14 protein-coding genes are annotated in these 13,151 nt (G+C 38.2%); 11 read left to right on the forward strand and 3 right to left on the reverse strand.

Annotation, left to right across the window (positions count from 1 at the left end):
* Position 1: 1 nt before the first annotated feature.
* Positions 2 to 265, reverse strand: a complete 264-nt coding sequence (locus IW510_RS20490) for a hypothetical protein (RefSeq protein WP_202062913.1) — start codon at positions 263 to 265, stop codon at positions 2 to 4.
* Positions 266 to 631: 366 nt separating this feature from the next.
* Here IW510_RS20490 and uvrC point away from each other — a divergent pair, with 366 nt between their 5' ends.
* Positions 632 to 2,431 (forward strand): excinuclease ABC subunit UvrC, encoded by a 1,800-nt coding sequence (gene uvrC, locus IW510_RS20495; RefSeq protein WP_202062915.1) that lies wholly within the window; start codon positions 632 to 634, stop codon positions 2,429 to 2,431.
* Between the two features lie 76 nt (positions 2,432 to 2,507).
* Here uvrC and IW510_RS20500 read toward each other — a convergent pair whose 3' ends face one another.
* The gene (locus IW510_RS20500; RefSeq protein WP_202062917.1) at positions 2,508 to 2,876 is read right to left on the reverse strand and encodes a nuclear transport factor 2 family protein; all 369 of its coding nucleotides are present in this window, start codon (positions 2,874 to 2,876) and stop codon (positions 2,508 to 2,510) included.
* Positions 2,877 to 3,077: 201 nt separating this feature from the next.
* Here IW510_RS20500 and IW510_RS20505 point away from each other — a divergent pair, with 201 nt between their 5' ends.
* From IW510_RS20505 to IW510_RS20535, 7 genes are all read left to right on the forward strand, one after another.
* Positions 3,078 to 3,287 (forward strand): helix-turn-helix transcriptional regulator, encoded by a 210-nt coding sequence (locus IW510_RS20505; protein ID WP_202062919.1) that lies wholly within the window; start codon positions 3,078 to 3,080, stop codon positions 3,285 to 3,287.
* On the forward strand, positions 3,284 to 3,745 hold the full coding sequence (locus IW510_RS20510) for a DUF6442 family protein (protein ID WP_202062921.1): 462 nt from the start codon (positions 3,284 to 3,286) through the stop codon (positions 3,743 to 3,745). The genes IW510_RS20505 and IW510_RS20510 overlap by 4 nt, the downstream gene beginning before the upstream one ends.
* 97 nt (positions 3,746 to 3,842) lie before the next feature.
* Positions 3,843 to 4,166 (forward strand): PadR family transcriptional regulator, encoded by a 324-nt coding sequence (locus tag IW510_RS20515; RefSeq protein WP_202062923.1) that lies wholly within the window; start codon positions 3,843 to 3,845, stop codon positions 4,164 to 4,166.
* Complete coding sequence (locus tag IW510_RS20520; RefSeq protein ID WP_202062925.1) at positions 4,156 to 4,845, forward strand: DUF2812 domain-containing protein; 690 nt, start codon at positions 4,156 to 4,158, stop codon at positions 4,843 to 4,845. Before IW510_RS20515 ends, IW510_RS20520 begins: the two co-directional genes overlap by 11 nt.
* A gap of 19 nt (positions 4,846 to 4,864) precedes the next feature.
* On the forward strand, positions 4,865 to 5,041 hold the full coding sequence (locus tag IW510_RS20525) for a DUF6440 family protein (RefSeq protein ID WP_202062927.1): 177 nt from the start codon (positions 4,865 to 4,867) through the stop codon (positions 5,039 to 5,041).
* A 31-nt stretch (positions 5,042 to 5,072) separates the two neighbouring features.
* Positions 5,073 to 5,972 carry an ABC transporter ATP-binding protein gene (locus IW510_RS20530; protein ID WP_202062929.1) on the forward strand — a complete coding sequence of 300 codons (900 nt, stop codon included), beginning with the start codon at positions 5,073 to 5,075 and terminating at the stop codon, positions 5,970 to 5,972.
* A complete protein-coding gene (locus IW510_RS20535) occupies positions 5,965 to 7,227 on the forward strand; it encodes an ABC transporter permease (RefSeq protein ID WP_202062931.1) in 1,263 nt (420 codons plus the stop codon). The genes IW510_RS20530 and IW510_RS20535 overlap by 8 nt, the downstream gene beginning before the upstream one ends.
* A 54-nt stretch (positions 7,228 to 7,281) precedes the next feature.
* On the opposite strand, the gene IW510_RS20540 is transcribed toward IW510_RS20535, so the two are convergent.
* Positions 7,282 to 8,274, reverse strand: a complete 993-nt coding sequence (locus IW510_RS20540) for a LacI family DNA-binding transcriptional regulator (RefSeq protein ID WP_202062933.1) — start codon at positions 8,272 to 8,274, stop codon at positions 7,282 to 7,284.
* A gap of 710 nt (positions 8,275 to 8,984) precedes the next feature.
* On the opposite strand from IW510_RS20540, the gene IW510_RS20545 reads away from it, so the two are divergent.
* The 3 genes from IW510_RS20545 to IW510_RS20555 all read left to right on the forward strand — a co-directional run bounded on the left by IW510_RS20545 (position 8,985) and on the right by IW510_RS20555 (position 13,002).
* Entirely contained in the window at positions 8,985 to 10,379 is a 1,395-nt protein-coding gene (locus tag IW510_RS20545; RefSeq protein ID WP_202062935.1) for a 6-phospho-beta-glucosidase, read from the forward strand.
* 397 nt (positions 10,380 to 10,776) lie between these two features.
* Positions 10,777 to 11,175: a MerR family transcriptional regulator gene (locus tag IW510_RS20550; protein ID WP_202062937.1), complete on the forward strand. Its 399-nt coding sequence runs from the start codon at positions 10,777 to 10,779 to the stop codon at positions 11,173 to 11,175.
* Between the two features lie 30 nt (positions 11,176 to 11,205).
* Complete coding sequence (locus IW510_RS20555) at positions 11,206 to 13,002, forward strand: 1-deoxy-D-xylulose-5-phosphate synthase (protein ID WP_202062939.1); 1,797 nt, start codon at positions 11,206 to 11,208, stop codon at positions 13,000 to 13,002.
* Positions 13,003 to 13,151: the final 149 nt, after the last annotated feature.

Here is a 13,151-nt window from a genome sequence, read left to right on the forward strand (position 1 = left end):
ATTATTCCCTCCCTGAGAAATCAATACGACTATCGTTCAGTGCCATAAGCTCAGCTATTTTGGGGAATTTGCTGCTTTGGGTGTTTACACAGGAAACAAGCTTAGATAAATCAGGAAGTAGCTGATTGTTTACAGATGTCCCTGTTTTCATACTGGGGATGGTACTTTTCCCCAGAGAAACCTGTTTTCCAGTAGGGATGAGGATGGAATGGATAGCAGATACAGCTGCGTTCGCTGCACTTGTTGTTGAAGTAATTTTTTCCATGAAAATCTGTCCTTTCAAGTGATAATGGGAATGACTTTGCTTTTTCTATACTATTTTCTTTGTATTTAAATCTATAATTATTTTTTTGATGATTTTAGTATACCAAAAAAATGGTTAGGTTTGTTTGTTTTTTTGGAAGATAAAATATTCTGTAGGTGTGTTTATAAATAGTATGGTGCGATTTAAGTTTCTGTTGTAACTTTTTGACTGTCGGATTGCTTTACGGCTGGTATGACTGCTATTTTGAAAGGAAACATTTAGCAGATGAAGATAGTCAGCAAAATTAAGAACGTACATTCCCGTTTTCTCGCACATTCGTCTTCTCCATGCTATAATAAGTCAGATGGCGAAGAGAGGGACAGGTAAATGAATGAAAGAATAAAACACAAATTAGCGCTACTTCCTGATCAGCCGGGCTGCTATCTGATGAAAGATAAGAACGGTACGGTGATTTATGTAGGGAAGGCCAAAATTTTAAAAAATCGTGTACGCTCCTATTTTACTGGGAGTCATGATACAAAAACGGAACGCCTCGTAAGTGAAATCGAGGATTTTGAATATATTGTGACAGAATCAAATATTGAGGCATTGCTACTGGAAATCAATTTGATTCATAAGAACGATCCTAAATACAATATTATGTTGAAGGATGACAAAAGCTATCCTTTTATCAAGATAACCAATGAAGACTATCCGAGATTGTTAATCACAAGAAAGGTTCTGAAGGACAGAGCCTTGTATTTTGGTCCATATCCTGATGTCAAGGCAGCAAACGATACGAAGAAGCTGTTGGATCGACTGTTTCCTTTGCGAAAATGTAAAGTATTACCAAAAGAGGTTTGTCTTTATTATCATATGGGACAATGCTTGGCTCCCTGTGTATTTGATATTCCAAAGCAAAAATATACGGAAATGGTTGGCGAGATACGCAGATTTCTAAATGGTGGGTATCCGGAAATTCAAAAACAGCTAGAGGATAAGATGTCTTCAGCTGCAGAAAGCATGGAGTTTGAAAAAGCGGCGGAATATCGTGATCTAATCAAATCAATCGAAACGGTTATGACACGCCAGAAGATGACAAACGCGGATTTGGTCGATAGAGATGTATTCGGGTATGCGGTGGATAAAGGCTGGATGTGTGTACAGGTCTTTTTTGTTCGTCAGGGAAAACTGATTGAACGAGACGTCACTATTTTTCCTTTCTACGATGAAGCAGAAGATGACTTTTTAACATTTATCGGACAATTTTATCAGGAGAATGAACACTTTATCCCTAAAGAGGTGCTAATTCCTGATACGATTGATAAAGAGAGTGTAGAGGCCTTGCTGTCAACACAGGTAGTCCAACCGCAGCGAGGACAAAAAAAGAAGCTTGTTCAGCTAGCGGGCAAAAATGCTACAGTTGCTTTACAGGAGAAATTTGATTTGATTGTTCGAAAACAAGAACGCACAATTGGGGCTGTTGAACGATTGGGAGATGCCATGAACATTCCGACACCTATCCGAATTGAAGCCTTTGATAATTCAAATATTATGGGAACCGATCCGGTTTCTGCAATGGTTGTATTTATCGATGGAAAGCCGGCAAAAAAAGAGTATCGCAAATATAAAATTAAGACGGTCAAAGGACCGGATGACTATGCCTCCATGCGTGAGGTTATTTACCGTCGCTATTCTCGTGTGCTTAAAGAGGGCTTGCCTTTCCCTGATTTGATTGTCATTGACGGTGGGAAAGGTCAGGTGGATGTTGCTAGAGATGTTTTGGCAAACCAGTTGGGGTTAGATATTCCGATTGCTGGTTTGGCGAAGAATGATAAGCATAAAACAAGTGAGCTGCTCTTTGGCTCAGAGCTTTCAGTGATACCGTTAGAGAGAAATTCTCAAGAATTCTTCCTTTTACAACGTATCCAAGATGAGGTTCACCGATTTGCAATCACTTTTCATCGTCAACTTAGAAGCAAGAACAGCTTTGCGTCCAAGCTTGACGACATTGATGGGCTAGGACCCAAACGTAAAAAAGAGCTGCTACGCCAGTTTAAATCATTGAAGAATATTACTGCTGCCTCTGTAGAGGACTTGAAAACGGCGGGACTGCCGAAGAATGTTGCTCAAAATGTCTACGATCACCTCCATGAGAGTTCAGAAGGTTTGACGAATGAGCAGTAATGGAATGAGCGAATAATTGATGCCCATGAAGACGCCTGTCTTCATGGGCATTTTTTATCTTTGTGTCGTTGAGGAGTTATTTCATTGAATCCAGCTGCTTCTTAGAGTCGCAAAATACTTGCCATAATTGAACTTGCTCCTCTTTTATTACAGCTTTCCAACAGGCAGGAAATTCCCAATACCTGCTTTGCTTTCCTTGATAAGAAGCGCTGGCTTTTCCAATGATGACGGATAAATTATCATTTTCAACATAATCATGAACCTCAATAAAATAGTCGGGAAACCATTCGAAATAAGTCTGCCAGCCGATTTTCATTTGTTCTTTACTTTCTTTTTCGCCGTAAGTATCAATAAACTGGAAATCCTCTGACATCATTTGAATAAGCAGCGGTAGGTCTTGATTGTTAATGGCTTCTACGAATGCAAAGACAGTATCTTTGTTCATGGTATACCCTCCAGAGTCATTTTTTTCATTCTAACATAACAAAGTAAAGGCTGTGTTTTTGGCAGTAGTAGGAAGCTGATTTTTCTCTTTGAAAACTGTCTAAAAAAATTTTTTTATTAGTATAGTTAGCTTTACAAAAATAGTAAAGTGAGCTATACTTTTTTTGTAAAGCTAGCTATACTTTATTAGGGAGGTAGTTATGTGCAGAACAAAATTCAGGAATTAAGGAAAGCAAACAAGATCACTCAGAGTGAATTGGCAGATGCAGTTAGTGTCACCAGACAAACGATTATTTCGTTGGAAAATGGCAGGTATAATGCTTCATTGGTATTAGCACATAAAATTGCTCAGTTTTTTAATCAGACAATCGAAGAAATATTTGTATTTGATTTGGAGGAGGAAAACATATGAAATTCGGTATGAAGTTCAATAATGGTCAAAATAAGGACTATCAACTGATACTGCAAAGAAGGAAAAAATTGTTCGTAGCAGTAATCGCAATGGGCGTGTTAATCAGTGGACTATCATTTTTCTTTTTAGGCTCTGAGAGTCACACAGCATCTTACACACGAGGCTTTGGTGTCGGATTGATTTTTGTCGGGGCTCTTATGTCGTTCAAAAATTGGCAAATGCTCAAAAATAAAGAAAAAATGGAGAAGAATAAACGAGAAGAACTCGATGAACGGAATATTGCTATTAACAATCAAGCACTGATTACTGCGTTGAGAATATTTATTGTCCTCCTCGTTTTAGTGACTGTGGTAACAGCATTTTTCAATCCAGTATATAGTAGTTTGACTGCCGCAATGCTTAGCACTTATCTTGTTCTTTACCTCATTTCTTATATCTACTATCAAAAGAAAATGTAAAAAATCTATTGACAGTAAATTTAGAGTTCGCTATTATATCATTAAGTGATATATCACATGATGATATATCTAAAGATGATATAGTGAGGGAATCTTAATGGAAGATACACTGACAGATTCTAGTTATCTGATTCTACTGGCCTTACTTCAGCCACAGCATGGCTATGCCATTATGAAGCAAGTCAGTACGGTCACTAATGGAAGCGTGTCGATCGGACCGGCAAGTATGTACACAATTTTGAAAAAACTTCAAAAAAGTGGATATATTACTTTAGAAGAAAATGACGAACGGAAGAAAATTTATCTGATTACTGAGTTGGGCTTTGAAGTATTAGAAAGAGATATCAAACGAAGAAAGCTTCTTTATCAGGCAGGAGAATCCTTAGTCGCCGAGAGAAGGAGAACAGAGAATGATCATTAATGGAAAGAAATACATTTTTTCAAGAGGCGTTGCATTTTATCCGGAGAAGGAAATGGAAATTTTGAAGGAACAGGCCCAGCAAGGTTGGGAATTCCGGAAAATGAATGTGCTTGGATTTTTAACGTTTATCAAAGCAGCTCCGGAAAATAAAAAGTTTTCTGTTGATTTTTTCTCTGGCTCAAAGGATGACTTGGAAGAGTATCTTAGCCTATATAAAGAGGCTGGTTGGGAATCCATAGCCAATTATAAGAAAAAATATTTCTATTTTAAAGCGGACCCATACACCCCAACAATCTATTCGGATGAAGAAAGCTACGGCGTGAGAATGTACAAAGAATGGATATGGATGTTTTGGCAGCACTTGCTTTTTATCCCTATTGGTTTGCTTCTTTTTTGGGTACCCGTTCAAATGGGAAAGTGGAAAATGGTTCATTCTGTTTGGTTCATCTCTGTAAGAATGCTTCTTATGTTTTTCGGAACGTTTTTCACGGTTATGCCGCTGTCAGTAATTCTTAATGTTGTTTTTTCTCTTATCATCTACAAAGACCGAAGAAAATTCTATAATCGTCCGGAACAATTTGCCAAGAAGCAGAAGTTTAGAAGGGATATGATTGTTTTAATGATTATAGGGGCAATCATCGGTGCTTTGATGAGCTATACAGGGTTGGCAGATTTCTAAAAAATGGAGGGAAAAGGGTATGAGTGAAAAAAGGTTTGAACTGTCTTTGCGGGAAAATCTAGGCGTCATCAAGGAACAAACTGTAATACTTGTAGATAAGGAAACAGGTGTAAACTATCTATTTGTTTCTCAAGGCTATGCCGGCGGGTTAACACCTTTGCTGGATGAACATGGGAAACCGATAGTTACTAAATAGAAACGATGCATGTAAATTAGGAGGGTATGAAATGTTAGAAGTTAAAAATTTGGTCAAAACATTTGGCGATTTCACGGCAGTAGATAATATCTCGTTTGAAATACCAGATGGAAAAATTTTGGGATTAATCGGGCAGAATGGTGCAGGGAAAACAACGACTTTTCGTTTGATTTTAGACTTTTTGACACAAGACAGTGGAACTGTATTGTGGAACGGTCACGAGCTAAACGAGAAGGACTATAACGATATTGGTTATCTTCCGGAAGAAAGAGGTTTGTATCCGAAAGTCAGTATCGAAGACCAGCTGATTTATTTTGCAGAGCTTCGCGGAAAAACAAAGCAGGAAATTAAACCGAAAATTGATGAATGGATGGAAAAATTCAAAGTCAAAGGGAAAAAGACAGATAAGGTAAAATCTTTGTCAAAAGGGAACCAACAAAAGGTTCAGCTGATTGCCACGTTGATTCATGAACCAAAGCTGGTAATTCTGGATGAGCCCTTCAGTGGGTTGGACCCTGTGAATGCCGAGCTTTTAAAGGATGGCATCATTGAGCTGAAAAAGAAAGGCTCTTGTGTCATATTTTCTAGTCATAATATGGACAACGTTGAAAAAATCTGTGATCATCTGTTGATGCTTCGCAGCGGAAAGATTGTTCTAAATGGAAGAGTTCATGAAATCCGTGAAAGCTTTGGACGAACAAAAGTCTTTTTGGAATCCGCTCTTTCAGCAGAGGAAGTATCTTCTATTGATGGCGTTATCTCAGCTGTTAAGCGTGGCGATGGAATAGTAGATGCAACATTGAGTAATCCAAAAGCCGGCGAAGAAATTTTTGCGAGAGCGACACAATTCGGCTATATTCCAATGTTCAATCAGCAACCGCCGACTTTAGAAGAGATATTCAAGATGAAAGCAGGTGAACCAAATGAATAAATTTTGGGTAATCGCATTAGATGTTTACAAGAAAAATATTAAATCGGTTTCTTTTCTGATTATGATTTTAGCACCGTTTCTGCTGATGGGTGTCATGTACGCAGCAATCTCATTTTCAGGTGGATTTTCAGGACCTGATAAGATTGCCATCGTTTCTGATGATTCTGCTTTAGCCGAACAGTTAAGCCAAGTAGATATGGATGATTATGATTTCAAAGCTGTAGACTCACAGAAAGATGCAGAAAAACAATTGAAGTCTGGCGATATCGAAGCTTTTCTAGTATTAAATACAGCTAGTGGTGAGATTGAAGGAACACTCTATTCTGAATCTTCTCTTGGTTCTACAACAGACTTGACGATTCAGCAAATGTTGAATGGTATTCAGTCATCAATCAATGCTGGCAAGTTGAACTTAACTGCTGAGCAAGTAGCAAGTTTACAGCAGCCGGCAAGCTTTGAAAAAGCAAAAGTTAATTTTGACCAAGATGGAAAAATGACCACAGGTATCGATAATACAGCCATTCAGTCTGCAATTTCCTTTGTATTGACTATCGTTTTATGGATTATCATTATTACCTATGCTTCTATTATTGCTCAAGAGATTGCTTCCGAAAAAGGAACACGTATTATGGAAGTTATTCTTTCCAGTACAAGAGCGCAGACGCATTTCTATGGTAAATTGACAGGTGTCATTTTAGTTGCCTTCACACAAATTCTTATTTATGCAGTAGGTGCAGTTGTTGCCTATAATCAATTCAAGGACTTGGATATGGTGAAGGAATTCTTATCCAGCTTCTCTTTAGACATGATTTTGGGAAGTTTCCTTTGGTTCACAATCGTCTTCATTATACTGGGTATCTTTGTTTATTCTGTGCTTGCTGCATTGTGCGGTTCTTTGGTTTCAAAACCAGAGGACACACCTAAAGCTGTACAGCCAATCATCTATTTGGCAATGATCGGTTACTTCATCGGTCTTTCATTAGGGGCGGCTGATCCGCAGAATATCATTATTAAAATTACCTCATATATCCCATTAATCTCATCTTTCATCATGCCGATTCGTTTGGCTACTGAAACAGCTTCTACAGCTGAGGGGATGATTTCGTTAGGTGTATTGCTGGTATTCGGTGTTCTATTAACACTGTTTTCAGCGAAGCTATACAAGTCAAATGTACTGGTATACAGCGAAGGCGGTATGCTGAAGTCTTTAAGACAATCAATTTCTATTTTGAAAAACGAACAAAAGAAAGCATAAAACGAAAAAACAGTTATTCATTGATGGGTTAAATCAGTGAATAGCTGTTTTTTTTTAGGATAAAAAATTATTTTTTTGAAGTGTTGTTTGCCGTTCAATCAATTCAATATCTAATGGTCGTTTAGGAAGCTCAGCTTTATTCAATTCGTTATAAATATGAATAAAAGAGTTTTTTGCTTGATGATTGATGGAATAGTCAACGGTGGTCATGTGCATCAGCTTGCTGACTAGGCTGTTATCAAAGCCGATGACGGCAACATCCCTAGGTACTTCATAGCCAAGGTTTTGCAGCTCAGAGATGAACTCTGCAGCGACTGAATCTGTGTAAAAAGCCATTGCTTCAGGTTTATCTGTCATATGGTGCCATTGATAAGCAAGCTTGATTCCGCTAGTTTCTCGCATAGAATCATAAAAAATCCAATCATGATTAATCTCCAAACCAGCTAGTTTATAAAAACTATCAATGGCTCTAATTCGAGCTTTTGTATTTAGATTTTTGGGGTTGCCCATGACATGCCCAATTTTTTGATAGCCTTTCGCGTGGAGATAATCAAGCGAATTAAAATAGCCTGAATAATGATCGACATATGCAGAGTATACTCGTTTGGAATCAATTCGGTGCCACGTAGCAATGGGCCCATACATCGTGTAAGGCTCAATAACATCCCATTCATTGGCTCTAGTCAGAATAAAAATGCCATCCAGCTGTTTGTATTTCATTTGATTTAGCGCATCGATTTCTTTTTGCTTGTCACCATCTGTAAAGTAGACCGTTACATAGTAGTTATAAGATTTTGCGATGGAAATGAAATTACTTAGGAAAATGCCCAGCAAATCGAAGTAGCCATGTGCCAGGAAACCAATTGTTTTTGTCTCACCGCTTTGAAGGTTTCGTGCAATCAAATTTGGCGAGTAAGCCAATTTTTCCATCGCTTCTAATACTTTTTCCCGACTTTCTTTACTGACGTATCCATTACCGGAAATGACTCTTGATACAGTTGATTTAGACACATTCGCTGCTTTTGCAACATCTATGATTGTTGGCATTGGCTGATTCGCCTCCGTATTGAGATGATTGTGTATTGAATTAGTTGTTGTTCGAGAGCTGTCCAAGTTCATTCAGCTTTTCTTATTGTCTAGCTTCATGAGTTAGACTTTTCGATAAATAGATAAATCCATTTCAAAGATAGAAAACATTGCCAGTTCTGCTTATGTAGGAACTTTTAGCAGAATGGTATGTGAAGCAAAAATCCTATTCATTGAAGATGAGCTAGCCAGTTAAGAATCATTTTCCTATAGCACTCATGAGCAAAACAACTCATTCAGCTTTTCTACTTATCTAGCTTCATGAACTAGCTCCTCTCAACAATAAGTGAAACTTGTCTCATGGTAAATAGCACCATGTGTCAATTTTCTCTTATTGTTCGGGAGCTGCCCAAGTTCATTCAGCTTTTCTTATTGTCTAGCTTCATGAGTTAGACTTTTCGGTAAATAGATAAATTCATTTCAAAGATAAAAAGCATCTTTGAATGGATTTCCTAATTTACTCAAAGTCTGATCAAACTCATTCAGCTTTTCTTTTAGTATACTGGATATTTTCTGCGACTTCAATTGCATAATCGGGCGAAGAGTAGGGGGAAATTGATGAAATGAAAAAACTTTATAAAAGCGCTTGACATGGGAACATTCCCACAATTTAGAATGTAAATGTAAACGATATCAGAGAATACTCTGAAAAAACACCAGGAGGGAACTATATGTCAAGAGGAGCACTAAAAATCGCAACAATTGGTGGAGGTTCAAGTTATACACCCGAATTGATCGAAGGCTACATCAAACGTAAAGATGAGTTGCCAATCAAAGAAATCTGGTTAGTAGATATTGAAGCAGGTAAAGAAAAATTAGAAATCGTTGGTGAAATGGCGAAACGTATGGTCAAAGCTGCCGGCTTAGACTGGGAAGTTCATTTAACATTAGATCGTCGTGAAGCATTGAAGGATGCTGACTTTGTATCCACACAATTCCGTGTAGGTTTATTGGAAGCACGTATCAAAGATGAGCGTATTCCTTTATCACATGGTGTATTAGGACAAGAAACAAATGGTGCAGGTGGAATGTTTAAAGCTTTCCGTACAATTCCTATCATCTTAGGCATTATCAAAGATATGGAAGAGCTGTGTCCAAACGCTTGGTTAGTTAACTTCACAAACCCAGCCGGAATGGTTACAGAAGCTGCCATCAAGCATGGCGGATGGAAGAAAACTGTTGGTCTATGTAATGTACCGATTGGACATAGAAAACAAGCAGCAGAAAAATTAGGTGTACCAGAGGAAGATTTGTTCTTCAAGTTTGCAGGTATCAACCATTTCCACTGGCATCGTGTATGGGATAAAGCAGGAAACGAAAGAACACAAGAATTGATTGACTTGATTTATGGTCCTCAGGAAGAACAAGAAAGCCATCTGAAAAATATCTGGGATGCGCCATATCATTATGAGCAAATTAAAGATTTGGGTATGCTTCCATGTGGTTACCACCGTTACTACTATATCGAAGATGAAATGCTGAAACACTCAATTGATGAGTTCAAAGAAGGAAAAACAAGAGCTCAGGTTGTAAAAGAAACAGAAACTCGTCTATTTGAACTATACAAAGATCCTAAATTGGATTATAAACCAAAAGAATTGGAACAGCGTGGAGGTACACACTATAGTGACGCAGCATGTGAAATGATTGCTTCTATCTATAATGACAAACGTACAGACATGGTTGTTTCTACAGAAAATAATGGAACAATCACTGACCTGCCTTACGACTGTGTTGTAGAGGTTTCAGGACCGGTTACTTCTCATGGTCATGAGCCGTATAACTGGGGAGAATTCCCATCACCAGCACGTGGTATCATTCAAAATATGAAGGCAATGGAAGAAACTGTTATTCGTGCAGCGATTGATGGCGATTACGGTGCAGCATTACATGCATTCACTATCAACCCATTAGTGCCAGGTGGTACAATGGCAAGAACATTGCTGGATGAGCTATTGATTGCTCATAAAGCTCATCTGCCAAACTTTGCAGACGATATCGCAAGAATCGAAAAGGATCAGCCTGAAACAGTTGCTTATGTTACTGAATTGATGAAGAGCAACTAATCTATAGGTATCTAAATTGGTGGGAATATCCGCTGAAATAAGTCAATAAACCCTGAGAATTGTAAAACTATTCTCAGGGTATTTGGCTTGTTTTATAAGAAAGTAAAACAATCGTTCACTTTTCTTTTTTTTGAAAAAATAATATTTTCCTATTGACTAAACCTAACTTTAACTCGGTATGATAGAAACAGGTATGAAAAAAAGTAGGTCACTGATGAAAATGGACGGTAATATACGAAGGAAAATGATTTTGGCGCTTTCCTAAAGGAACCCGTTTTTCATTTTGTGAATAAACATACAAAAAACGATAAACAGTATTGACTTAGACCTACTCTAATAGAATAAAATTGGCATACGCTGTTCAATCAACCACTTAAAGAGAAAGGGGAGAGTGTTCTTGATTACAATCAAAGAAGTTTCTGAAAAGTTTGGAATCACAACCCATACAATACGTTTTTATGAGAAGGAAAAACTGGTTGCAATTCCCAGAAATGAACGAGGGATTCGGGATTTTGACGAGCGTTCCATTACACGAGTAAAAACAATTCTTCACTATCGGAATGTTGGCATGTCTTTGGAGGATATTCGCCGCGTTTTGGCACACAGCAATGATCATAATTTTTCTCTGAGTGTACTCGCTAAAACAAAAGAAGAACTGGATCGGAAAATCATGGAGCTTGAGGAAACCCGCAGCTATCTGGATCGAAAAATAGCCATTCATCAAGAGCTGGCAGAAAAAGAAAATGCGAAGAAATTGAAACAGTTGGAACATTCCTTAAGTTATAAAGTAAATTAGCCATAATTTTCTTAAAGTATGGGCGAAGGGATGGCTAACACATTATCAAAAAAATTGAGAATAGAAGGACGGATAAAATTGACAATAATCAATAAAATAAATCAACCATCAGATTTAAAAAAATTATCAATAGAAGAACTGGAAGTCTTGGCCAGTGAGATACGGGACTTACTTTTAAATAAGGTCAGTCAAACGGGTGGACACGTGGGACCCAATCTTGGAACAGTGGAATTAACTTTAGCTTTTCACTATGTATTTGATTCACCAATAGATAAAATCGTTTGGGATGTTTCCCATCAGTCTTATCCACACAAAATTGTGACAGGGCGAAAATATGCGTGGCTAGATGAGACAAAGTATAAGACAGTGACGGGCTATACAGAACCTGAAGAAAGTCAGCACGACTTTTTTACGGTGGGGCATACATCGACATCTGTGAGCTTGGCAGTTGGCATGGCTAAAGCTAGAGATATCCAAAAGCAAGAAGGAAATATCGTTGCTGTATTGGGTGATGGCTCTTTATCTGGTGGCTTGGCGCTTGAGGGACTGAACAATGCCGCAGAGCTGGATTCCAATTTGATTGTTATCTTGAATGACAATGAGATGTCAATCGCAGAAAATCATGGTGGGATGTACCGTAATTTGGCAGAGCTCAGAAAAAACAATGGGCAGGCGGAAACCAACCTGTTTACAGCGATGGGCTTAGGCTATCATTACGTAGAAGAAGGAAACAATATAACAGAAATGATTAAAGCTTTTGAGTCAGTGAAGGACAGTAAGCAGCCACTCGTTCTTCATGTTCATACGGAAAAGGGGCATGGCTATAAACCTGCTGTGGCAAATAAGGAACGCTTCCATTGGCAGATGCCTTTTGACTTGGAAACTGGAGACAGTAAGCATACTAGCTCAGGAGAAAGCTATGACTCTGTTATTGTTGATGTATTAGACAAGAAAATAAAAGAAGAGAAACAACCAATAGTAGCAATAACAGCTGCTATTCCGGGACTGTTTGGCTTGAAGGAGCTTCAAAAGCTGCATCCGGAGCATTATATTGATGTGGGTATTGCTGAACAGCATTCTATCACTTATGCAGCTGGTTTAGCAAAATCCGGCGCTAAGCCAATTGTTTTCCATTCTAGTACTTTCTTGCAAAGAGCTTACGATCAGCTTTCTCATGACTTGGGAATTAATGATTTACCGGCTGTTTTGATTGTTAAGGGCGGAAGAATCAGTGGTGGTGATCCGACCCATCAAGGAAGCTTTGACATTCCTTATATTACAAGTATTCCAAATATTATTTATTTAGCTCCAACCAGCAAGGAAGAGGTTCAGGCAATGCTTCATTGGGCAATTGACCAAAAGGAACATCCGGTTGCGATTCGGATTCCGGAAAGAGGATTTGTATCTAAACCAATAGATGAAGAAAGCTTCCATCCTTTAGAATGGAAGATAGAGAAGCAAGGAGAAAAAGCAGCGATTATTGCAGCTGGAAGTTTCTTAGCTTTGGGAAGAGAAACAGTAGAGAAGTTAGAAAAACAGGGAATTGAAGCAACATTGATTAATCCACGTTCCTTTACTTATTTTGAATCAGAGCTTCTGAATAAATTACAAGAGGACCATCAAGTAGTAGTTACATTAGAAGATGGTAGTTTGGATGGCGGATATGGTGAAAAAATCAGTCGGTACTATGGGCGTCGTGAGATGAAAGTCTTGAATTATGGGGCATTAAAGCGATTTAATAATCATCAAACAATGGAAGAGCTGAACCGAGAGTTTCGTTTGCTTCCTGAGTTGATTGCAGAAGATGTGCTAAAAGAACTGAAGTAGGTATTAAAGGCATAGAGAAGAACAGAAAAGTAATTATCCACCCGCATAGCGGGTGGCTTTTTAATAGCCCTAGAAGGGCTCATTACTTGCTGCTCCCTTCAAGGGAGCTTTTTAAGAGACCGCCAACCGCTATCTCTCTATTTTTTTCT

This window comes from Enterococcus sp. BWR-S5 (assembly GCF_016745255.1).
Lineage (GTDB): Bacteria > Bacillota > Bacilli > Lactobacillales > Enterococcaceae > Enterococcus_L.